This is a genomic window from Geobacillus sp. 46C-IIa (genome assembly GCF_014679505.1).
In the GTDB taxonomy this organism is placed as follows: domain Bacteria; phylum Bacillota; class Bacilli; order Bacillales; family Anoxybacillaceae; genus Geobacillus.
Genome location: NZ_CP061474.1, coordinates 655,712 through 679,117, shown reverse-complemented (window position 1 = coordinate 679,117; position 23,406 = coordinate 655,712). Strand labels below are relative to the sequence as shown.

Below are 23,406 nucleotides of genomic sequence, written 5' to 3'. Positions count from 1 at the left end.
TTGATAATGATTTTCATTAACGCAATTTATTATAATAGATAATGATTTTCACTGTCAATAATTATTTGCCAAAACGGGGCGCGTTTCATCTCGCTCCGTGTGATGAAACGAACGCCACGCCAATAAAAAGATCCACGTTCATCGAACCGTGGATCTTCCGCCAAGTTACACATGTTTGCCGACAAGCTGCACAAGCGCTTCTTTCGGTTGATAGCCAATCGCTTTATCGACGAGCTCGCCGTTTTTGAACACGAGCAGCGTCGGGATGCTCATAACGCCGAACCTTGAGGCTGTTTCTTGGTTTTCATCAACATTCACTTTGACGATTTTCACTTTGTCACCCATTTCTTGATCAAGCTCCTCAAGCACCGGAGCGATCATGCGGCACGGGCCGCACCATGGCGCCCAAAAGTCAACGAGCGTGACGCCGTCTTTCGTTTCTGCGGCGAACGTTTGGTCTGTCGCATTGATAATGGCCATGCGAATTCCCTCCCATATGCTAGAATGCTGCAAGCAAAGTATACCATGGAAATTTGAAACGACGCGAATATTTTGCCTCGTTTCTACTATTCGCTTTTGCCTCGGAATTTATCCGTCAAAAAACGGACGGCTACAGCCGCCCGTGTTATTCATTACGAATGCACTTTCAACTTTTTGAATTCTTCGGTCAGAAGCGGAACGACTTCGAACAAATCACCGACAATGCCGTAATCCGCCACTTTGAAAATGTTCGCTTCCGGGTCTTTGTTAATGGCGACGATCACTTTCGAGTTCGACATGCCCGCCAAGTGCTGGATGGCGCCCGAGATGCCGCAGGCGATGTAAAGGTCTGGCGTCACGACTTTCCCGGTTTGTCCAATTTGCAGCGAATAGTCGCAATAGCCGGCATCGCACGCCCCGCGCGACGCGCCGACCGCGCCGCCCAATACTTCCGCCAGTTCTTTGAGCGGTTGGAATCCTTCGGCGCTTTTCACGCCGCGGCCTCCGGCGACAATCACTTTCGCTTCCGTCAAGTCGACGCCTTCCGCCGTTTTGCGGACGACTTCTTTGACGATCGCGCGCAAATCTTTAATCTCGACCGCCAGCGATTCAACGCTTCCGGAACGCGATTCATCGCGATCAAGCGGCGCGATGTTGTTCGGGCGCACCGTCGCAAAAATAATGCCGTCAGTGACGATTTTCTTTTCAAACGCTTTGCCGGAGTAGATCGGGCGCGTGAACACAATGTTGCCGCCCGCCTCTTCGACCGCCACCACGTCGGAAACAAGGCCGGCGTCAAGCTTCACGGCCAGCTTTGGCGACAAGTCTTTGCCGAGCGCTGTATGGCCAAAGACGACGGCTTCCGGCTCTTCTTTGTCGATCACCGCTTTTATCGCTTGCGAATAGCCGTCGGACGTATAAAATTTCAAGTTTGGATGCTCAACGACAACAACGCGATCCGCCCCGCGGAAAATCAACTCATTTGCATGCGCTTGCACTTGATCGCCGACGAGCGCCGCCACAACTTCCCCGCCTTCAGCGATCGTTTTGGCCGCTGCGATCGCTTCAAACGAAACATTGCGCAGCGATCCGTCGCGAACTTCTGCCAATGTTAATACTTTGCGTGCCATGTTTCAGTCCCCCTACCCTTATTGTTCATGGTTTCCGTCCGTTAGAGAGCGTCGACAACCGCACCGCCTGCCGTTTCAAACGACTTTCGCTTCGGAGCGGAGCAGCCCGACAAGCTCTTTGACTTGATCAGCAATCTCTCCTTGTAAAATTTTCCCTTCTTCCCGCTTCGGCGGCAAGAACACTTCAATCGTTTTTGTTTTCGCCTCGACATCGTCCTCGTCAAGATCCAAGTCATCGAGCTCAAGCTCATCAAGCGGTTTCTTTTTCGCTTTCATAATGCCTGGCAGCGACGGGTAACGCGGCTCATTCAGCCCTTGTTGGGCGGTGACAAGGAGCGGCAGCGACGTTTCGATCACTTCCTCATCCCCCTCGACGTCGCGCACAACGGTCACTTTTTTGCCATCGGCAATGTCAAGCTTCGTAATCGTCGTCACGTATGGGATGCCGAGCAATTCGGCCACGCGCGGGCCGACTTGCCCCGATCCGCCGTCAATGGCCACATTGCCGGCCAAAATCAAATCCGGATTTTTATCTTTTAAATATTCCGCGAGCACTTTCGCGGTCGTATATTGGTCTTGCTCTTCGACATCGTCGTCAATGTTGATGAGCACCGCTTTGTCGCAGCCCATAGCGAGCGCTGTGCGCAGCTCTTTTTCCGCTTCCTCGCTGCCGACGGTGACGACCGTCACTTCGCCGCCATGTTTGTCGCGCACTTGGATCGCCTCTTCGATGGCGTATTCATCGTACGGGTTGATGATGAATTCAGCACCTTCCTCATTGATCTTGCCGTTCTTGATGGTGATTTTCTCCTCGGTGTCGAACGTGCGTTTCATCAAAACAAAAATGTTCATGTCATTCCCCTCCTCAGTTTGATCCAACATTATTTCAGTTGCCAAGATTCCGATATTTATAGCGATTATTTCCCTTGAAAGACGGGGGGACGTTTTTCCAAAAACGCCTGCACGCCTTCTCTCCCATCTTCGGAAACAAACACGCGGCCAAACCATTCTGCTTCGTCGCGCACCGCCTCGGCAAACGACTTTTCTTTCGCCGCATTGAGCAGCTCAATCGTAGCGCGAACGGAAAGCGGGCTTTTGGCGGCAATTTTGTGCGCCAGCTGTCTTGCTTCCTCAAGAAGCCGCTCTTCCGGCACCGCCTTATTGGCCAACCCCCACTGCACGGCCTCTGCGCCGGTGATCGGCTCGCCTGTCCACATCATTTCCGCCGCCTTGCCGAACCCAACGTAGCGCACAAGACGCTGCGTGCCGGCAAACCCTGGGATGATGCCGAGCTGCAGCTCGGGCAGGCCAAGCTTCGCATTTTCCGCCACCAGGCGAATATGGCAGCTCATCGCCAGCTCGAGCCCCCCTCCCAATGCAGCGCCATGAATCGCAGCGATCACCGGCTTGGAAAACCGCTCAATCCGTTCCGCAACGAGCTGGCCGTTGCGCGACAAGGCGGACGCTTCCTCCGCGGAAGCGACGGACGTAAATTCTTTAATATCCGCACCGGCCGAGAAAAACCGGCCTTCGCCATGCAGCAGCACGGCACGTACGCCCGGGTCGGTCTCAAGCTCATCCAAGACATTTGAAAGCTCTTTCAAAACAGCGGATGAAAGAGCGTTCGCCGGCGGCCGCGAAAACGTCACGACAGCGACGAATTCCTCTTTCGCCAGACGAAAATACTCCATGAAGCCTCTCCCCTTTCTGCCTTCCGTCAACGCCCAGCGGCGCACCCTTTGATGAGCAGTTCGTACACCGGTTCGGCGAGCGCAGCTAGGTCATATTTTTGCTCGTTCATGACCCATGTCGTCACCGTCTCGTCGATCGTGCCGAAAATCATTTGCCGGGTGAGCCGGACGTCTAGATCATTGCGGAATTCCCCTTTTTCCATTCCCTCGATGATGATGCTGTCGATGAGGCGCAAATATCCTTTCAGCACCTCATTGATGCGTTGCCGCAGCTCTTTGTTCGACTGGCGCAGCTCCAACTGCGTCACGACCGCCATATGCGGATCATCAGCCAGGGCGGAAAAATGAGTTCTCACCAATATATACAATTTCTCTAGCGGGCTCTGAATTCCTTCTATTTCTTGCTCGATTTTCTCGATAAACGCCCCCATTTTTTCTTGAAAAAGCGAGATTAAAATATCTTCTTTGTTTTTAAAATAAAGGTAGATCGTGCCGTCGGCGACACCGGCTTGCCTAGCGATTTTTGACACTTGCGCCTGATGATAGCCATGTTCAGCGATGACGACGACGGCCGCATCAATAATTTGTTTAAATTTCGGTTTTTCTCTGCGCAACCCTAGATTCTCCTTTTCTTCATCACCAGTCATCAAATGAATGAATCATCATTCATGTTTTTATTTTACGGATCGTTCTGACGATTTGTCAAGCTTCTTTTTCTCTTCTTCAACGAGCGCCCGGCGCAAAATTTTCCCAACCGCAGTTTTCGGCAGCTCGCTTCGAAACTCGTACAGACGCGGCACTTTATAAGCTGCGAGCCGCTCGCGCATAAAAGCATCAATCTCTTGTTCACTGCACTCCTCCCCTGGTTTCAAGACGATGAACGCTTTTACCGTCTCACCGCGGTACGGGTCGGGAACGCCGATGACAGCCGCTTCTTGCACTTTCGGGTGTTCGTACAGCACTTCTTCGACTTCGCGCGGATAAATGTTGTAACCGCCGGCGATAATCACATCTTTTTTCCGGTCGACAATATAAAAATAGCCGCGCTCATCCATGTAGCCGATATCCCCGGTATACAGCCAGCCATCGCGCAGCACTTGCTCGGTCTCTTCCGGCCGGTTCCAGTAGCCTTTCATCACTTGCGGGCCGCGCACGATGAGTTCCCCCGGCTCGCCCGGCTTTGCCTCCTCTCCTGTTTCCAATGAAATGATTTTCGCTTCCGTATCCGGCCAAGGCACGCCGATGCTTCCTTTCACCCGTTCGCCATCCCAAAGGAAGTTGCTGTGAGTGACAGGCGACGCTTCTGTGAGGCCATATCCTTCAATCAATTTTCCGCCGGTCGCCCGCTCAAACCGCTCTTGCACTTCGATCGGCAGCGGAGCCGAACCGCTAATGCACACCTTGATCGATGACAAATCATATTTCGGCAAATCGGGGTCATTTAACAGCGCGATGTATATCGTCGGCGCGCCTGGAAACATCGTCGGCCGCGTGCGCTCAATCGCTTTTAACGTTTGTTTCACGTCAAATCGCGGCAGCAGCACCATTTTGCTCGCTTGCATGATGGCCAAATTCATTACCGTCGTCATCCCGTATACATGGAAAAACGGCAAGATGCCAAGCACCGTTTCTTTTCCTTTCTCGCACTTATACACCCAATGAGCGCACATCAATGTATTCGCGATCAAATTGTGGTGCGTCAGCATGGCCGCTTTCGGCTGGCCGGTCGTTCCGCCTGTGTACTGCAGCAGCGCCACATCTTCCACCGGATCGATGTCCACCCCGATCGGCGCCCTCTCCTTCCGACTGATGATCAGCCGGAACAAATGAACGGTTTCGCTTTCCTCGATGCGGACGATGGGCATGTTTTGCTTCCACTGCACAAGCGGATACAGCCATTTCTTCACCGTGGGCAAATACTCTTGCATTCTCGTGACAATCCAATGTTTGACCGGTGTTCTCCCTTTTAATCGTTCCGTCTTTGGATACAAGATATCCATGGTCACAAGCACCGAGGCGCCGCTGTCGTTGAGTTGGTATTCAAGCTCATACTCGGTGTACAGCGGGTTTGTCTGCACCACGATGCCGCCAGCCATAAGCGTCCCATAATAGCTGATGACCGCCTGCGGGCAATTCGGCAGCATCACCGCCACGCGATCGCCCTCCTTGACACCCAGCCTCCGCAAATAGTGGGCAAACGTCAGCGCCTGTTCATACAGTTCACGAAACGTCACCGTCTTTCCTAAAAAATCAATCGCTACCTTTTCGCCAAATTGCTCCGCCGTTTCCCGCAAATAGTCGGGAAGCGTTTTCTTTGGATACTCCAACCGGTGTGGGATTTCCGGTGGATAATGAGCAAGCCATCGCTTTTCCATCACAATCCCTCCTTGCTCTTATTTTATTCTATTATTCTAAATTTTTCATCACAAAAAACAACGCTGGAACTATGTCCAGCGTCACCAAAACCAATACATCAACCCCGTCAAAAGAAAACAGGCACAGACGACAAACAAAATTTTCGCCAACACATCCATCGATCTGTTGCGCACCGCCATATAAACAATGCCGGCGACCAACAGTAGACCGACGATGATCAACAGCCCTTTCACTACTGCGTCCATCGCTTTGTTCCCCTTTACTGAATGCCTTCGCCGATCACAAACGACAAACCGACGGAAATGACCATCGAAATAAAGCCGACCGCCCGGTTGTCGTTGGCGATTTCCTCATCAATATTGAACTTCGGCGTCAAAAACTCGTAAATAAAGTATGCCGCCAATAAAAGCAAAAACCCATATACACCCCAGCCGACCATCGATAACAGCGACTCATGGCGGTCAAGCGCATAGCGGAAAATGTTGGCGATGCCAAAAATCTTTCCGCCTGTCGCCATCGCCACCGCCACATTACCGTTGCGGATTTCCTCCCAGTTTTTGTATTTCGTCACCAGCTCAAACAGGGCCAAAAATACGACGATGCACAACACCGCGACGCTGAAATTGGCCGCCGTTCTCACCATGTCATGCTCCCAAAACGGCGTCATTGCTCTCTCCCCTTATCATTTCAGTTCGACGACCGTCACCCCGGTGCCGCCTTCATTCGCCGCGCCGAACCGGAAGCTCTTTACCGCCCGGTGCTGTTTTAAAAACTGCTGCACTCCTTGGCGAAGCGCACCTGTTCCTTTGCCGTGGATGATCGAGACGCGCGGATAGCCGGCAAGTACAGCGTCATCGATATATTTTTCCAGCCGCACGAGGGCATCTTCATAACGCTCGCCGCGCAAGTCGAGCTCGAGGCTCACATGGGCGTCCTTGCCTTTCACAGTCGCAATCGGCGTCACTTCCTTGGCCGGCGCGCTGCCGATATACTCCAAGTCGCGCTCGCGAATTTTCATTTTCAAAATGCCGAGCTGCACTTGCCATTCGTCCTCTGACACTTTTTCAATCAAATACCCTTTTTGGTTTAAGCTCGTCACTTTTACTTCATCACCCGGCTGGAACGCATGGCGTGCCGCTGCTTTTTTCGCCTTTTTCCGTTTTTCCACCGTCGGCATAGCAGCAGCGAGCCGCTGTTTCGCAGCGATAAGCTCGTGCTCTTTCACTTCCGCCTGCTTTTCTTTTTGCAGGCGGCGCAGCTCGTGGATGGTCCGCTCGGCCTCGCGCTCGGCGGCGCGGATGATGTCGGCCGCCTTTTGCGCCGCCTCGGCGAGCTGCTCTGCTTTTTCGTCTTCCAGCTCTTCGAGTTTCTGTTCCCACTCGGCACGCAGCCGCTTGGCTTCCTCAAGCGCCGCGCGCGCCCGCGCCTCATCTTCCTCGGCTTGCTTTTTGCTTCGCTCGAGCGAAGCGATCATGTTTTCCACGTTATGGGTTTCAGCACTCACTTGCGCCTTCGCCCGCTCGATGATCCGCTCATCGAGCCCTAAGCGGCGCGAGATGTCAAAGGCGTTGCTGCGGCCGGGGATGCCGATCAACAATTTATACGTCGGACGGAGCGTTTCGGTGTCAAACTCGACGCTGGCATTCACCACCCCGGGGCGGTTGTAGCCGTACGCTTTCAACTCCGGATAATGCGTCGTCGCCACCGTCCGCGCCCCGCGCCCGTGCACCTCGTCCAAAATAGCGATGGCCAGCGCCGCCCCCTCTTGCGGGTCGGTGCCCGCTCCGAGCTCATCAAAGAGCACAAGGCTTTCCTCATCAACGTGGCGCAAAATGTCGACGATATTGACCATATGGGACGAGAACGTGCTCAAGCTTTGTTCGATCGACTGCTCATCGCCGATATCCGCGTACACTGCGCGGAACACCGCGGCTTCCGACCCGTCCGCCGCCGGGATAAACAGCCCGGCTTGCGCCATTAACGTCAACAGGCCAACCGTTTTTAACGTCACCGTTTTTCCGCCAGTGTTCGGCCCAGTGATGACAATTGTCGTATAATCACCGCCCAATACAATGTCGTTTGGCACCGCTTTGTCTTGGTCGAGCAGCGGGTGGCGCGCCTGCAAAAAGCGGAGGTAACCGCGGTTGTTAACTGCCGGTTTGGCCGCCTGCAGCCGGCGCGCGTATTTCGCTTTGGCAAACAAGAAGTCCAAATGAGCGAGCGCCGCAACCGCCCGCTCGAGCGGTTCGGCCTGTTCGGCCACTTTGGCTGAGAGCTCACGCAAAATGCGTTCGATTTCTTGCTTTTCTTTCGCCCGCGCCTCGCGCAACGCGTTATTCAGCTCGACAACCGCCTGCGGCTCGATAAACAGCGTCGCCCCGGACGCCGACTGGTCATGAACGATGCCGCCATAAGCGCCGCGATATTCCTGCTTGACTGGGATGACGTACCGATCGTTGCGGATCGTAATGATCGCATCCGACAGCCGCTTTTGCGCCGATGGCGAGCGGATAATGCCTTCCAGTTTTTCGCGGATGCGCGCTTCGGCCGCCCGGATTTGCCCCCGGAGCGAACGAAGGCGGTCGCTCGCTGCGTCCAACACCTCGCCATGATCATCGATGGAGCGGCGGATGTCCTCTTCCAGCGCCGGCACTTCGGCAAGCTCATCGGCATAGCCAGCAAGCCGCACAAGCCTGCCATGCTCTTCCTGCAAGTCGGCAATTAACCGCTTCATTTGCCGGCTCGCCGCGGCCGTCGCCGCCACCTCGAGCAGCTCAAGCGGACTTAACATGCCGCCGATCGCCGCCCGTTTCAAATGCGGACGGATGTTGACGACCCCATCAAGCGGCACATAGCCGCGCAGCCGCAACACCGCGGCCGCTTCATCCGTTTCTTCGAGCCAAACCGCCACTTCGTCCAAGTCGGGCGACGGAACAAGGGCGGTGATTTTCTCTAAACCGAGCGCGGATGACGCATGCTCGGCCAACTGCTCTTTCACTTTGTCAAATTCCAAAATGCGAAGCATTTTTTGTTGCACTTGTTTGACCTCCATGCCTCATCATGTTTGGCTTCGTTTGTCGCGCAAAAACTGTTGCAGTTTCTCAAGCGGCCATGTGTTGATGACCGTCTCTTTTTTGATCCAGCCTTTCCTTGCCGTCGCCACACCAATCGCCATATCATCAAGCATGTCCAAATGGTGAGCGTCCGTGTTGATGGCGATGTACGCCCCCGCTTCCTCCACTTTTTTCACATAAGCAGCCGACAAATCGAGCCGGTTCGGGTTGGCATTGAGCTCAAGCACCGTTTTCGTCTTCGCCGCCAGCTCGATCAGCCGCTCGATATCGACGTCATAGCCGTCGCGCTGCCCGATCAGCCGGCCGGTCGGATGGGCGATGACATCGACATACGGGTGGAAAAGCGCCGTCTCGAGCCGCTTCATCACCGTCTCGCGCGGCTGTTTGAACGCAGAGTGAATGGCAGCGATGACAAAATCGAGCTCCTTGAGCACGTCATCATCGTAATCGAGCGTCCCATCAGGCAAAATATCCATCTCGATGCCGGCTAAGATCGTAAAATCGGAATAGCGCGCGTTCAGCCGTTCAATTTCCTCGCGCTGGTGCCGCAGCCGGTCCGGCGTCAAACCGTTGGCGACTTTCAAATATTGCGAATGGTCGGTAATGGCGATATACCGGTAGCCGCGGCGGCGACACGCCTCAACGAGCTCCTCGAGCGAACACGCCCCGTCGCTCCACGCCGAATGCATATGCAAATCGCCTCGGATATCGTCAAGATGGACAAGTGGATAATCAGAAGAATACCGCTCGACTTCCGCACCGTCTTCGCGCAGTTCAGGCGGAATGTACGGCAGCCCGAAGTGGGCGTAAAACGCCGGTTCATCAGGAAATGTTTTCACATCCCCTGTCGTTTGGTCTTCGACGCCGTATTCGCTAATTTTTTCCCTGCGCTCTTTGGCAAGCTGACGCATGCGCACATTATGCTCTTTCGATCCGGTAAAATGGTGAAGCGCGGTCGCAAACTCGGCCGTGCTGACGAGCCGAAAATCAGCCGCCACTTCATACTCGTATTGAAAAAGAAGCGACACTTTCGTTTCTCCGGCGGCGATCACCTCGCGGATGCGCGAAAGACGAAGGAGCGCTTCGCGCACTTCGGACGGGCGATCGGTAGCGATGACATAATCCAAATCTTTCACCGTTTCCTTCAAACGCCGCAAACTGCCGGCCCGTGAAAAACGGATCACCCCATCCATTTCGGCAAGCTGGCGCTCGATATCGGCCGCCATCGGCAACACCCAGGCAAGCGGCAGCCGCTCGGGGCGTTTGCCTGCTTCCTCCATCGCCGCCAGCAGCTTTTCTTCTGTTTTCGCGCCGAAGCCGGGAAGCTCTCGTACCTTTCCCGCAAGGCACGCTTCCTTCAATCCGTTCATATTGGCAATGCCAAGCTCTTGATGCAGCTTGGCGATTTTTTTGCCGCCAAGCCCCGGGATCTTAAGCAAGGCAAGCAGCGTTTCCGGAATGTCGCGCTTTAATTCCTCGAGCACCGACGATGAGCCGGTTTCGACAAACTCGGTGATGATCGCTGCCGTGCTTTTGCCGATGCCGGGAATGGCGGTGAAATCGCCGATTTCCGACAAGCTTCGTTCGTCCGCTTCCAAGGCGTTCGCCGCTTTGCGAAACGCCGTCACTTTAAACGGGTTCTCCCCTTTGATCTCCATATACAAGGCGATCGTTTCGAGCAGGCGGATGACTTCTTTTTTATGGACGTTCATTCTCGTCCCCTTCCTTTCCCAAACCACCGCGGCCGCGCTCGGTTAGACGCGGCCATGAATCCACCAGTTGTCAAGCATCTCCGACAACACCGGCGTATGTTTCACAATCACGGTTGCCATGAGCGAACGCTGCAGCTGCTCTTGAACGCTGTCAATGGGCACGAGCGCACCGATATACAAAAGCAAAAAGACAAGCAAATACACTTCCGCAAATCCGAGCGCCGCCCCCGCCAAGCGGTTGACGCTGCGCAGCAGCGGCAGCTGGGCGACAAAATCCAACATGGAACCGATGATCTGGAGCACGATTTTCACAACAAAAAACAAAAGGGCGAACGAAATCGCGCGGTAATACGCGTCATCTAAATGCGTGCTCTGAAACAACAGCTTCACCGTCTCCGGATCGCCGAACGTCGGATACGGAATCCAAAGGCGCAGCGTCGGCACAAACCGCTCATAGTACTTATAAGCGACAAAAAAGGCGATGAGAAACCCGGCCATATGGATAAATTGGAGAATAAAACCGCGCTTCAGTCCGATCATCGCGCCTAACAGCAGGACAAATAAAAGCACGACATCAATCATCGTCTTCCCCATCCTTTTCCTCTTTCAGCTTAGCCGCAAGCCGATCGTACTCTTGCTTCAGCTTTAAATATTCGTTGGCGATATTGACGGCCGTCAACACGGCCAGCCTCGGTACATCAAGCATCGGGTTTCTTTCGCTGAACTCGTGCATTTTATCGTCAACGAACGCCGCCACGAGCCGGATATGGGCCGGGCTTTCCGTGCCGACGATCGTATAGTCTTGACCGTAGATGCGGACGCTCACCCGCGTTTTTGGCTGTTTTGTCAAGCTTTCTCCCCCATTTCGCCAAATCCTACTGTTTATCATATCACGAACGCTGGTATAATGGAAAGATGCGACACAAAGGGATCCAGAAGAGGATAAAGGAGAGAGCGAACATTGTCAAACTATGTGATTCGAGCCGACCAACAGCTGCTTGACGCCTTGCGCGCCCACTACAGAGACGCTTTCATCGACCGGCTTCCGCCTGGAGCGTTGTTTGCCGTCAAGCGCCCGGATGTCACGATTACCGCCTACCGCTCGGGGAAAGTGCTGTTTCAGGGGAAAGCGGCGGAGCAAGAAGCGAGGAAATGGATGGAGAATCATGTGGCACCGAAAAACAAGCCGGAGAACGAGAACCGCGTCAAAGCAGCCGCCCTGTCGGAACAAAAACTCGGCAATCTTTCCGCCATCGGCTCCGATGAAGTCGGCACCGGAGACTATTTCGGCCCAATCGTCGTCGCCGCCGCCTACGTCGACCGCGCCCACCTAGAGCGGATTATGGCGCTTGGTGTGAAAGATTCGAAGCTGCTTAGCGACGAGGCGATCACGCGGATCGCACCAGCCATCATGGAAACCGTGCCGCATGCGGTCAACACGCTTGACAACCCCAAATACAACCGCTGGCAGCAAAGCGGCATGCCGCAGACGAAAATGAAGGCGCTGCTTCATAACCAGACGCTCGCGAAACTTGTTGACGCCATCGCGCCGATCGAACCGGAAGCGATCATCATCGACCAATTTTTAGAACGCGACCCGTATTTCCGCTACCTTGCTGGGGAAAACCGCATCGTCAGCGAGCGGGTGCATTGCCTGCCGAAAGCAGAAAGCGTGCACGTGGCAGTGGCCGCGGCTTCGATCATCGCCCGCTATGTGTTTTTAGAAGAGATGGAGCGATTATCCCGCACCATCGGCTTCCCGCTCCCGAAAGGCGCCGGTGCTGTCGTCGATGAAGCCGCCGCCCGAATCATCCACGAGCGAGGGGAGAAGGTGCTTGCGACGTGCGCCAAGCTTCATTTCGCTAACACGAAAAAAGCCTTGTCGATCGCCAAGCGCCGGTAATCGTTTCGATCCGCGTCCATGGGAAACGTTAGCGTCGGCTTCGCTACAAGGGCCGGCCCGCCGTGGCTGAACAACGCCGCTTTCATCGCCGCGGCATGTTGGGATGTTGTGAAAGAACGGCAAACAACCAAAAGGCTGTCCCATCCAATCCGGCGAGCCGGGCTTTTCGGACAGCCTTTTTCTCTAGGTTAGCGATGACCAACGACGGGATGCGGCACATACGGTTCTTCTAAATAAGCGATTTCTTCCGGCACTAATGAAAGTGATAGCGCACCGACTGCCTCTTCGAGATGGGACAGCTTCGTCGCCCCGACGATCGGCGCGGTGACCGGTTCTTTATGCAGCAGCCAGGCAAGCGCGATTTGTGCGCGCTTCACGCCATGCTTTTTGGCAAGCTCAGCGACCCGTTCGATGATCACTCGATCTGCTTCGGCCGTGGCATCGTATTTCGATCGTTGAACTTGGTCAGTTTCGGAACGATGCGTTATTTCTGACGCTTCGCGCGTCAGTCTTCCTGACGCCAGCGGGCTGTATGGAATCACGGCAATGTTTTCCTCTTGACAAAGTGGCAGCATTTCCCGCTCTTCCTCACGATAAATGAGGTTGTAATGATTTTGCATCGACACAAATTTCGTCCACCCGTGTTTTTCTGCTGTGTGGTTGGCTTTTAAAAACTGCCAGGCGTACATCGAAGAGGCGCCGATGTACCGCGCTTTTCCCGCTTTCACCACATCATGCAGCGCTTCCATCGTTTCCTCGATCGGCGTATCATAGTCCCATCGGTGGATTTGGTACAAATCGACATAATCGGTGCCTAAACGTTTCAAACTTTTGTCAATCTCGCTCATGATGGCTTTTCGGGACAGCCCTTTCTGATTGGGTCCTTCGTGCACAGAGAAATACACTTTCGTGGCGATGACGATTTCATCACGATTAGCGTACTCTTTTAAAATGCGCCCGATCATTTCCTCGCTCGTTCCGTCAGAATACACATTGGCCGTATCAAAAAAGTGAATCCCAACTCAAGAGCTTTTTTGATGATCGGACGGCTTTTCTACTCATCTAGCACCCACGGGTGAATCCATCGATCGGCGACGCCGAAGCTCATGCAGCCAAGGCAAATGCGAGACACGTCCAAACCAGTTTTCCCAAGTTTCACATATTCCATATCGTTCCCCCCCTTCTTCCCCTTTCTTTCACTCTACACCGTTTGCGATCGGCAGCGATCGTTCGCTGTCATTCGTTTTCAAAACACTATGAACACGGCAGAAGAAACGACAACAACCAAAGCACTGCATCGAAACACAGCCGAGTAGCCGATGTGCGTGGAAATTCATCCAAACAAATCGTTCCAAATCCGATGTCAACATCGGTCGCCGCCTCAATGGGAAGAAACGATTTCGTCCATAGCCGTTCCAACGACCATTCCTCTTTTTAGTAAAACATTCCAAGCAGACTTCTCGTTTCGCTTTGACTCAAAAAGATATTTGCCTATCATTATACGTCAAAACATGGAAACCCCAATGGCTAAATGAGCCCGATATCCCCATTCATGAACAGAACGTTTGAAAATGTGCACCATCGTTGGGGCGAACATTGACTTTTACCGCAGTAAAAAAGCGGATCGACAAATAGACAACTTCTATCCAGCAGTCAAAGAAGCAACCGTTGCCTCCCGGCGCTATTGGCCTACCCGATTGGCAAAGTCCGAACCAGCCGGATAACGGTCGCCGGCAATGTCGATGTTGGCGAGGGCATCGTTCAACTCTTGCCATTCCTCCTCCGTCAATACGACTTCCAACGCGCCTAGATTTTCTTCGAGGCGCTCTAGTTTGCGCGTTCCCGGAATCGGTACGATCCATGGTTTTTGCGCCAATAGCCATGCCAAAGCAATTTGGGACGGCGTCACTCGATGCTCGGCCGCAATCTGCTTGATGAGCTCGACCAGCACTTGATTGGCCGTGATATTTTCCAGCTGGAACCGCGGCACAATACGGCGGAAATCGGATTCGGCGAACGTCGCGTTCTGATCAATCGTTCCCGTCAGAAATCCTTTGCCGAGCGGGCTAAACGGCACGAAGCCGATGCCAAGCTCTTCAAGCACAGGCAACAGCTCTTCTTCGGGACTTCTCCACCATAAAGAGTATTCGCTTTGAACCGCTGTAAGCGGCTGCACCGCATGGGCGCGACGAATGGTTTGCACGCCGGCTTCTGACAACCCCCAATGGCGGATTTTCCCCTCTCTCATTAAATCTTGGATCACTCCCGCCACTTCCTCGATCGGCACATTCGGGTCGACCCGATGTTGATAGTACAGGTCAATGGTTTCCACTTTCAGCCGTTTCAATGAACCTTCGACCGAGTGGCGAATCGTCTCGGGCTTACTGTCGAGCACTTGTTTGCCGTCTTTCATTTGAATGCCGAATTTCGTGGCAATGACCACTTCTCCTTTGAACGGAGCGAGCGCCTCGCCGACCAATTCCTCATTCACGTACGGTCCATATATTTCCGCTGTATCGAAAAACGTGACCCCAAGCTCTACAGCAGCACGAATGAGCGCAATCATCTCTTTTTTGTCCGCAGCCGGTCCATAGCCGTAGCTCATCCCCATGCAGCCGAGCCCAATTGCAGACACTTCCAATCCGCTTTTGCCTAATTGGCGTTTTTGCACCCTCTTCGCTCCTCCTTTATTTTCTGTTATATCTCCAATCGGCGCTGGCAAAGCCATTTCACGATTTCCGGATCGCGATGGGAAAAGAACAAGCTTTGCTTCGTATCGAGCGTGGCGATGTTGTTCATGTCCTCTTGGTCAAGCGCAAAATCAAAGATTTGGACGTTTTCCACCATGCGCTCTTTGTGCACGGTTTTTGGAATCGCCACAATCCCCCTTTGCGTCAGCCAGCGCAAAATGACTTGGGCGACTGATTTGTTATGCTTTTTCGCAATTGATGTCAGCACTTCATTTTCGAAAATATTGTTTCTCCCTTCCGCAAAAGGCGCCCATGACTCGATTTGGACACCATGCTGTTTCATGAACTCGGCACTTTCTATTTGCTGGCAGAACGGATGGGTTTCAATTTGATTGACCGCCGGGGTTACGTCATGATGAAGAATCAAATCGATGAGACGGTCCATGTAGAAGTTGCTCACCCCAATCGCGCGAACTTTCCCCTCGCGATACAGCTCCTCCATGGCGCGCCAGGAACCGTATACATCCCCAAATGGCTGGTGAATGAGGTACAAATCGATGTAATCAAGCTGCAGCCGCTCCAGCGATCTCGCAAAGGCTTTTTTCGTGCTCTCATAACCGGCATCTTGAATCCATAGCTTCGTTGTCACAAAGATGTCTTCCCTTGGAATGCCGCTCCGTTTGATCGCCCGCCCGACCGCCGCTTCGTTTTGATACGATGCAGCCGTATCAATGAGGCGATAGCCGATCATGAGCGCGTCATAGACGCATTGTTCACACAATTGCTGGTCGGTGATTTGATAGACGCCGAACCCTAGTATCGGCATCTTGACGCCGTTGTTTAACACAACCATTTGCATCGTTCTCTTCCTCCTTGCCTCAATTTGGTTATCATGTTGACGTATCAATGACAGACAGCGAACATCGTCGCGGAGAGCGCTCCTCACAATGTGATTATGCGCTTTTTTGCACCGCAACCGGTATCACAATTCTCGCAAATGATTGCCTAATTCTCTCAAACCTCTTTCAGCCGCAGAAGAAAGTTGAGTAAAATAGTGGTAGTGGAAGGGGGAGAAACGATTGAAATCAATCATCGAACAGCAACATGAATTGGCGGCGTTCATCGAGCGCCATACAGGAAAAGACGGCGTTTACGAAACCAAGATCCCATCGCTCCTTCTGTTTCGCGAATCGCATCCGACAACACCGAAGCATGGCGTCCAACGCCCGGCATTTTGCCTAATCGTGCAAGGCAGAAAAGATGTCTGGCTGGCAGGGGAACGGTTTACGTACAATCCGACCCACTATCTTGTCGCCTCTGTCGATTTGCCGGTTATTTCCCAAGTGGTCGAAGCAAGCGAACAGACGCCGTATTTAGCCTTGCGGCTGGAAATGGAGCTTCAGCAAATCATCGATCTGCTACAGCACGCCGAAAGCCACATTCGTCCGTTGAAAAAGCCAAAGCGAGCAATGTTTGTCAGCCAAATTGAACCTGATTTGCTTGATGCCGTCACTAGGCTCATCCGCTTGCTTGACGCTCCAAACGATATCGACGTTTTAGCGCCGATGTATCAGAAAGAAATTTTGTACCGTGTGTTGCAAGGGCCGTATGGCGACGTTCTCAAACAAATGGCCATCCAAAACAGCCATGCCCGCCAAATTCATCATGTCATCGAATATATTAAAGAACACTATCATCAACCGATCCGCATCGAAGAGTTGGCTGATTTATCTCATATGAGTACAGCATCGCTCCATCGTCATTTTAAAGAGGTGACAGGGATGAGCCCGATTCAGTTTCAAAAACAGCTGCGGCTTCAGGAAGCCCGGCGGCTCTTGTTAACGGAGTTGATCGATGCCGCTGATGTCGCCTTTCAAGTCGGCTATGAAAGCCCGTCACAGTTCAGCCGCGAATATGCCCGCCTATTCGGACGACCGCCGAAAGAAGATGCGAAACGTTTGCGGGCCGAATATGGAGACAGAGCCAATGCTTAGATGAAAGAGAGGCCGGTTGTTCTCAGGCCTCTCCTTGCGCGACTCAAAGATTTTGAAAAGCTCCGCCCACATTCCTGTTTATTATGATAACAAAGTCCATCTTCCAATAAATAGTTAAAGTGGAACAATTTGTTGATTAATGAACACGGATACGGAATTTTTGACACTCCACACGCCTAAAGGGCGTGGGATTCTTGGGTCGTTAACGCCCTCCTCCATTTCTGGTTCGGACAACGCCCAAGTTCAGGGGTGTGTCATCACCCCGTCCCATCGGGTTAGGATGTACCCCGATGGGCGGCGCACCTGTGACCAGTGCACTAGGTTAGGCGCTCAAACCCGAAATCGCTTTGGCGATGTTGATCGCGCCATTCAAGTCAGCATGGAGAGTGTATCCGCACTTTTGGCATCGGAAGCGGATGCCGTTTCGGTTCGCTTTCTCTCGATGCCCGCATCGGCATGTTTGGCTTGTATAGGTCGGCTTCACCCACTCGACCCGAATCCCTGCCATCTCCGCTTTATAGGCAATCATCGTTTGCAGTTGATGAAACGACCAGGAATGAAGACTTCGTCCCGCTTCTTTGGCCGATGCTGCCCGCTTTCGAATCCCTGTCAACTCTTCCATCCGAATCACGCCAACACCGTTGGCGAGGGCAAAACGGACGATTTGACGGCTGATTTTATGGTTTCGATCCTTCATCCAGCGGGACTCTTTACGGCCGATTTTGCGAATCATATGGAGCTTCTTGGCTTTGCCCAACGTTCGCCGCAAAGCCGCATATCGTCGGCGCACAAAAGCGCATTGGCTGCCCTTGAAAAACAACGATTTCGTTCCCACGCTGGCCACGGCGATATAGCGAAGCCCAAGGTCAACCCCCATCACCTTTGTTTCGTGTCGCGGCTTCACTTCAAAGGTGATCGCGATCGCCAAGCACCATTTCTTTCTCTTTTTGTAGAGCTTGGCGGCCCCTTGTTTGGCGGTTCCATTGATCAGCCGATTCAGCCATGCTTCTTGATAGGGGCGCGTGACGACCGGCACGCCGATTCGCTTCTCCAGTGTGGGGAAGGAAACCGTGTAGAACGCTCCTTTCTTTTCCACCTTCACGTTTTGATTGTTAAAGCAACACCATAATGTTCGAAACTTCTTTGCCTTTTGTTTTTTCTTTTGGGACTTTACTTCTCGAATCGTCTGATTCACGACGGCAGAAGGAAACCGCTGCGACGAGAACTCTTTAAAAATTTTGCTCGTCGCTTGATTCAGCTTAGGATGATCCAACAGCCAATTCGCAAACGCTGTATTCACTTCTGTCATCCGTTCGTACATGTCTTGTTTGACGTTCGTTGGGTTGTGCAGCTCCAGCCTTAGTGTGATCGGCGGCATGGATTCACCTCCTTCTAGCGATGACAGGATACCATTTTTTTCAGAATCATTCAATATTCAGAAAACGGCTCGCTTTCATCCCACCCCTAAAGAAGTGGGCTTTCTCGCTCGCGGGTCTGTAAAAAAATAAGACGCGCCCCGCTGCTTGGACGCGTCTTGTCATGGACGAGCGGCTGTACATTCCGCCCATGTCTCTCCAACTGTCTGTCAATCGCTCCCTCATGCTTGTTCCTCGAGCGCCGCGACAACTTTTTCCGCCGTGCTCCGGCTCGATTGCGGGTTTTGCCCGGTGATCAAGTTGCCGTCGCGCACCGAAAAATCCGTCCATTTCTCGCCGCGGACGAAATTCGCCCCGCGCAGACGCAAGGTCGATTCAAGCAAAAACGGCATATGCACATCCAACTCGACTTCACGTTCTTCTTCATCCGTAAACGATGTGACCGTTTTTCCTTTCACGATCGGTGTCCCGTCTTTGTATGTCGCGTTCACCAGCCCTGACGGCCCATGGCAGACAGCGGCAATGATGCGCCCGTCTTCGGCGAACTGCTGCAAGACGTATTGCAGCGTTTCGTTGTCCGGGAAATCAAACATCGTCCCGTGTCCCCCGGGGAGAAAAATGGCGTCAAACCCGTTCGCATCGTCTTTGCTTAAGCGCGCCGTGTTTTGCAGCGCCGCTTCCGCCTCGGCCCAAGACGGGTCTTTTTCATTGATGCTGCGCGGATCCAACGGCACATCGCCGCCTTTGATGCTTGCCACTTTCACGTCATACCCTTTTTCTTGAAACACCAAGTACGGCACGGCAAACTCTTCAAGCCAAAGCCCGGTTTTGTGGTCGTCGGTGATCGTCGTATGATTCGTCACCACCATAAGCACCCGTTTCGTCATGCCCGCATTCCTCCCTAGGTTCTAGAATGTTCTCTACCACTCATCATACTTTACATTGGGCAAAAACGGAAAAAATATGCTTGTGAAATCGAATCGCTCTTGATCAAAATCAGTGGAGGAAACGAAAACGTCATTCCTCCACGTCTTCTTTCACTCTCTCTTTGAACGACTTTGCCTCTTCCGGCTTTTGAACGCTCTCCCACCTACGCGTACGCTTTGAGGCCGGAGGATGTCCCGATCCTTTTGGGACATCCTCGTTGGCCTGTCTTCTTAACTGATTTTTTGTTGTTCCAATCCGGCTGTCTCACCCGTCGGTTGCCCAAACGGCCACCAGTTCGCGCGGCCGAACGTGCGGACCATGACCGGGACGAACAGCGGCAGGACGACTAGCGCGTAAAGCAAAAGCCCTGTCAGCACAATCGTCGCAATTTGTAAAAGTGACAAGACCCCGGACGGATACATCGCGGCAAACGTTCCGCCTAAAATGACGGCGGCCGAGATGATGACCGTCCCCATATGTCCCATCGCCGACAGCATCGCTTCTTTCACCGGCCGGCCGCGGTATTCGTTGAACCGGTCCATCAGAAAGATGCTGTAATCGATGCCGAGCGCCATAAGCAAAACGAAGGCGAAAAACGATACTGCCCAGTTCAAACCGGCATAGCCGAGGTCGTTGACGAAAATCAGCTCGGTGACAGCCATAGACGTGTAATAGGTTAATACAAGCGACAGCATCAAATACAGCGGCATGATGAGCGAACGGAGCAGCACCGCCAACACGATGGCGATGCCAATAAGCATAAGCACCACGGTATGTCGATAGTCGGCGTTCGAAATCGCCCGCAAATCGGCGTACACGCTCGTGACGCCGCCGACAGCGATCGTCGCGCCTTCCCATTTCGTTCCTTTCACCGCCCGTTCCGCGGCGGCGCGAATGTCATCAATGCGGCCGAGCGCCGATATGGAATACGGATTTTCATCTAAAATGACATCGAACGTGACAATGCGCCGGTCTTTCGACATATACGCGTCCTTCGCCTGCGCAAACTCTTTGCTTTCAAGCGCCGCTTTCGGCATATGCCAGCCGGCCATTTCCTTCACCGGCGCCGATGACAAGTCAGCCAAATACACCTCCGCCGTCCCAAGGCCGTTGGCCACTTGCCGCAAACCGGACGCGCTTTGATCCAGGCCGTTGACAAGCTGGCTGAGCTGACCGCCAAGCGCCGAGAAATGCTCAAGAAGCTGTCGCTGGCCGCCATTGACTTGCTCGAGGCCGGCTGTAAATTGCGGCAGCTGATCAATGGCTTGTTGTTGGCCGTCGGCTGCTTTCGTCAAGCCAACCGCCAGTTCATCAAGCCCAACGATCACCTTGTCTAAACCGCCGTTGACCGCTGCTTGACCGGCGGTGAGTTGGGCAAACGACTCATTCGCTTTCGCTAGGCCGGTGCGCGTTTGGTCAAGCGCCCCGTTCAACTGTGCGAGGCCAGCCGCCATTTGCTTCACTTGATCAGATAAAGCAGCGACCGTCATTTTCGCCCGTTGATATTGCGCGTCTTGACCGAGCTCCGGATGCGACTGCTCGACTTGCGCAAGCATCATTTGCACAGCCGCGAGCTGATCGGCAACCGCCTTTAAGCCTGTTTCGACTTGCTTGTATTGGCTGCTGAGCGCCGCTAAGCCTTGTTCGGCTTGCTTGTAGCCGCTAAGCAGCTGCGTGGCGCCGTCTTGCAGTTTTTTGGCATTGTCGCGCAGTGTCGCCAAGCCTTTTTTCAATTCGCCGGCGCCCATCGCTCCTTGGCGCACGCCTTGTTCGATTTGACTAAGGCCATTTTGCAGCTTGACGATTCCGTTTTTTAACTGCTCCGTTCCCGAGACGAGCTGGCCGATGCCGGATGACGCTTGCTTCAGCTGCGGCGCGGAAGCGGAGAGCTTATTGCTTGCCGTTTCGAGCCCAGCACCGATTTTTTCGATGCCGTCTTTGCCGGCGCCAAGGCCGTCTTTCAGTTGTTTGGCCTGCTCGGTGACAAGCAGCTGTTCAATCGGCTCGCCGGTCGGGCGCGTTGCCGAGCGGACGCTTGCCACGCCGTCGACTTTCTCAACCTCGCGGCTGATTTTTTCGATGAGCGCCAACCCTTCTTCAGAATCGAGCGGCTGCTTGCCTTTTACCACGATTTGCGTCGGCATCGCATCCCCCGGATTGAAGTGGTCGGCAATAATGTCAAACGCTTTAACCGAGCGATAATGGTCGCCGATTTCTTCCATTGAATCAAACGACAGTTTGCCATCGTACGTCACGAGCACCGGCACCGTTACCGCTGCGACGATGGCGAGCGCCAGCAGCGGACGGGCGAACGCAAACCGTCCAGCCGCCAGCCAAAGCCGGCTTTGTCCGTGCTCAAGCTTTCCGCGAACCGGCCAAAACAGTTTTTCGCCGAGCGCGGCCATAAAAAACGGCACGAGCGTCACAAGCGCCACAAGCAACACTGCCACCCCGACGGCGACGGCTGCTGCCGATTGGTACAACTTAAATGTCGACAGTCCGATCGCCGCAAAACCGATCATCACCGCCAATCCGCTCGCCAACACCGTTTTCCCCGCCGTCCGGTACGTGACAACAATCGCTTCTGTCCGATCACCAAGTTTCGCCAACTCTTCTTTAAACCGGCTCAGCAGCAAAATGCAATAGTCGGTCCCAATGCCAAACAAAACGGCGACTAAAAAGATTTGCGTAAACGTTGATAGCGGAAAGTTCACGTTGTCAACCAAAAAAGCAACGATCGACTGTGAAACGGCATACGTCGCCCCGACCGCCACCAATGGAATCAGCGGGGCTACCGGTGAACGGAATACAGCGAGCAGAACAAGCAAAATGAAGACGATCGTAATCCCTTCCGTCTTCTTGACGCCTTCGAGCGAGCTTGTCACCACATCTTCATCGATCATCCACCCGCCGGTGAAATAATGCTCGACCTTGACGCCGTCCACCGCTTCATACAACGCGTCGGTCAACTGCTTCGCCGTCCGCCCGGCCGGGTCGATGCTGATGGAAACGAGCATCGTTGTATTGTCTTTTGACAAAAGCTCTTTTTCCAGCTCCGGGTTGGCAAACGGGGAAACGATGTTCGTGATATGGAGATCGCTTTTCTCCTTTTCGAGCGCGTTCACCGCCCGCTCAATTTCTTGTTTGTCTTCCGCCGTCAATCCGTCTTTCTGGTAAAAGACGAGCACGGCGGAGCGTTCATTTTCTTTGTTTTTTTGCTCGTTTGCCTCTTTAATCAATTGTGCCGCCATCGACGACGAATAGCCGTCCGGCACGCTCAGCTGCCCTTTTTCACGGACGAGCGCACCCATGTTTGGAGCAGTCACCACCAATACGGCCGCGGTGATGATCCAAGTCACAAGCACAAACCATTTCCCTTTGATGATCGCCCTCATCTCGCTTCCTCCACCTCCTGCAGCACGCGGGCCAGTTTTTCATACGTCCGGATGAACGTTTCGATTTCTTCCTCTGGAAAGCGAGCGATCACCTCTTCCACCAGCCGATAGACGCCGCGGTCCATCTCCGCCACCCATTCCTCTCCTTGTGGCGTCAGCGATAAGGCCACAACACGCCGGTCGCTCTCATCACGGTCGCGGCGCAGCCAGCCTTTGTCGACAAGACGGTTCGTCATCGCTGTCACCGCGCTTTTGTTCACGCCAAACATCGCCGCCAGCTCGGTTGACGTGCACGTCCCCCGCCGGCGAATATAGCGAAGCAAATAATATTGGTCATGCGTCATCTCTTCGCAAAGGCTGTCTTTGACAAGCGCCGCTCCGCGCTTCATCACGAGAAACGAAACGGACAAATAGCGGTCGATCCACTCGTCGATGTTTCTTTCTGCCATCTGCTCACCTCCGATCATTCACTAGTTGAACCATTTGCCAGCCTGATCAATTCGCTCACTCGATTTGTCCATTTAGTTCAACTATTGAACCATTATCACTATTAACGTAACAAGGATGAAAGGAAAAATCAATCGTTTTTTCACATCATCGTATCCCCCGCAGCCTAACCTCTGTAGTCCCCCTTTTTTGCGCTAATAGATAAACGTTT

At 53.4% G+C, this 23,406-nt stretch carries 21 protein-coding genes and 1 pseudogene; 2 read left to right on the top strand and 20 right to left on the bottom strand.

From position 1 onward, the window contains the following. Positions 1-165: 165 nt before the first annotated feature. The 12 genes from trxA to zapA form a co-directional block, all read right to left on the bottom strand. A complete protein-coding gene (gene trxA / locus IC803_RS03465; protein WP_081208612.1) occupies positions 166-480 on the bottom strand; it encodes a thioredoxin in 315 nt (104 codons plus the stop codon). Positions 481-632: 152 nt separating this feature from the next. After that, positions 633-1,610, bottom strand: a complete 978-nt coding sequence (locus tag IC803_RS03460; RefSeq protein ID WP_081208614.1) for an electron transfer flavoprotein subunit alpha/FixB family protein — start codon at positions 1,608-1,610, stop codon at positions 633-635. Between the two features lie 75 nt (positions 1,611-1,685). Continuing rightward, entirely contained in the window at positions 1,686-2,462 is a 777-nt protein-coding gene (locus IC803_RS03455) for an electron transfer flavoprotein subunit beta/FixA family protein (protein ID WP_081208616.1), read from the bottom strand. 65 nt (positions 2,463-2,527) lie between these two features. After that, positions 2,528-3,301: an enoyl-CoA hydratase gene (locus IC803_RS03450; RefSeq protein ID WP_081208618.1), complete on the bottom strand. Its 774-nt coding sequence runs from the start codon at positions 3,299-3,301 to the stop codon at positions 2,528-2,530. 26 nt (positions 3,302-3,327) lie between these two features. Continuing rightward, the gene (locus tag IC803_RS03445; protein ID WP_081208620.1) at positions 3,328-3,915 is read right to left on the bottom strand and encodes a fatty acid metabolism transcriptional regulator FadR; all 588 of its coding nucleotides are present in this window, start codon (positions 3,913-3,915) and stop codon (positions 3,328-3,330) included. Positions 3,916-3,975: 60 nt separating this feature from the next. Next, on the bottom strand, positions 3,976-5,676 hold the full coding sequence (locus IC803_RS03440; protein WP_081208622.1) for a long-chain-fatty-acid--CoA ligase: 1,701 nt from the start codon (positions 5,674-5,676) through the stop codon (positions 3,976-3,978). 81 nt (positions 5,677-5,757) lie between these two features. After that, entirely contained in the window at positions 5,758-5,922 is a 165-nt protein-coding gene (locus IC803_RS03435; RefSeq protein WP_190304261.1) for a hypothetical protein, read from the bottom strand. 14 nt (positions 5,923-5,936) lie between these two features. Continuing rightward, complete coding sequence (locus IC803_RS03430) at positions 5,937-6,344, bottom strand: DUF350 domain-containing protein (protein ID WP_081208624.1); 408 nt, start codon at positions 6,342-6,344, stop codon at positions 5,937-5,939. Positions 6,345-6,359: 15 nt separating this feature from the next. Further along, positions 6,360-8,714, bottom strand: a complete 2,355-nt coding sequence (locus tag IC803_RS03425) for an endonuclease MutS2 (RefSeq protein WP_190304260.1) — start codon at positions 8,712-8,714, stop codon at positions 6,360-6,362. A 21-nt stretch (positions 8,715-8,735) separates the two neighbouring features. Then, positions 8,736-10,463 (bottom strand): DNA polymerase/3'-5' exonuclease PolX, encoded by a 1,728-nt coding sequence (gene polX, locus IC803_RS03420; protein ID WP_081208628.1) that lies wholly within the window; start codon positions 10,461-10,463, stop codon positions 8,736-8,738. Positions 10,464-10,505: 42 nt separating this feature from the next. After that, positions 10,506-11,045 carry a CvpA family protein gene (locus IC803_RS03415; protein WP_081208630.1) on the bottom strand — a complete coding sequence of 180 codons (540 nt, stop codon included), beginning with the start codon at positions 11,043-11,045 and terminating at the stop codon, positions 10,506-10,508. Next, entirely contained in the window at positions 11,038-11,313 is a 276-nt protein-coding gene (zapA, locus tag IC803_RS03410) for a cell division protein ZapA (RefSeq protein WP_063165066.1), read from the bottom strand. Before zapA ends, IC803_RS03415 begins: the two co-directional genes overlap by 8 nt. Positions 11,314-11,424: 111 nt before the next feature. Between zapA and rnhC the strand changes: the two genes are divergently transcribed. Next, positions 11,425-12,366 (top strand): ribonuclease HIII, encoded by a 942-nt coding sequence (rnhC, locus tag IC803_RS03405; RefSeq protein WP_081208632.1) that lies wholly within the window; start codon positions 11,425-11,427, stop codon positions 12,364-12,366. A gap of 188 nt (positions 12,367-12,554) precedes the next feature. Here the strand turns inward: rnhC and IC803_RS03400 are convergent. The 4 genes and pseudogenes from IC803_RS03400 to IC803_RS03385 form a co-directional block, all read right to left on the bottom strand. Beyond that, positions 12,555-13,534 (bottom strand): annotated as a pseudogene (locus IC803_RS03400) (aldo/keto reductase). A gap of 86 nt (positions 13,535-13,620) precedes the next feature. Further along, positions 13,621-13,785 carry a hypothetical protein gene (locus tag IC803_RS03395; RefSeq protein ID WP_158083287.1) on the bottom strand — a complete coding sequence of 55 codons (165 nt, stop codon included), beginning with the start codon at positions 13,783-13,785 and terminating at the stop codon, positions 13,621-13,623. A gap of 262 nt (positions 13,786-14,047) precedes the next feature. Continuing rightward, positions 14,048-15,037, bottom strand: coding sequence for an aldo/keto reductase (locus IC803_RS03390; protein WP_190304259.1), 990 nt, complete (start codon positions 15,035-15,037; stop codon positions 14,048-14,050). A 26-nt stretch (positions 15,038-15,063) separates the two neighbouring features. Then, complete coding sequence (locus IC803_RS03385) at positions 15,064-15,915, bottom strand: aldo/keto reductase (protein WP_081208636.1); 852 nt, start codon at positions 15,913-15,915, stop codon at positions 15,064-15,066. 220 nt (positions 15,916-16,135) lie between these two features. Here IC803_RS03385 and IC803_RS03380 point away from each other — a divergent pair, with 220 nt between their 5' ends. Next, complete coding sequence (locus IC803_RS03380; protein WP_081208638.1) at positions 16,136-17,050, top strand: AraC family transcriptional regulator; 915 nt, start codon at positions 16,136-16,138, stop codon at positions 17,048-17,050. 322 nt (positions 17,051-17,372) lie between these two features. Here the strand turns inward: IC803_RS03380 and IC803_RS03375 are convergent, their stop codons facing one another. The 4 genes from IC803_RS03375 to IC803_RS03360 form a co-directional block, all read right to left on the bottom strand. Continuing rightward, positions 17,373-18,428 (bottom strand): RNA-guided endonuclease TnpB family protein, encoded by a 1,056-nt coding sequence (locus IC803_RS03375; RefSeq protein ID WP_190304258.1) that lies wholly within the window; start codon positions 18,426-18,428, stop codon positions 17,373-17,375. A gap of 219 nt (positions 18,429-18,647) precedes the next feature. Next, complete coding sequence (locus IC803_RS03370; RefSeq protein ID WP_081208327.1) at positions 18,648-19,313, bottom strand: type 1 glutamine amidotransferase domain-containing protein; 666 nt, start codon at positions 19,311-19,313, stop codon at positions 18,648-18,650. Between the two features lie 270 nt (positions 19,314-19,583). Beyond that, positions 19,584-22,748, bottom strand: coding sequence for an MMPL family transporter (locus tag IC803_RS03365; protein ID WP_081208325.1), 3,165 nt, complete (start codon positions 22,746-22,748; stop codon positions 19,584-19,586). After that, positions 22,745-23,197: a MarR family winged helix-turn-helix transcriptional regulator gene (locus IC803_RS03360; RefSeq protein ID WP_081208323.1), complete on the bottom strand. Its 453-nt coding sequence runs from the start codon at positions 23,195-23,197 to the stop codon at positions 22,745-22,747. Before IC803_RS03360 ends, IC803_RS03365 begins: the two co-directional genes overlap by 4 nt. Positions 23,198-23,406 lie beyond the last annotated feature (209 nt).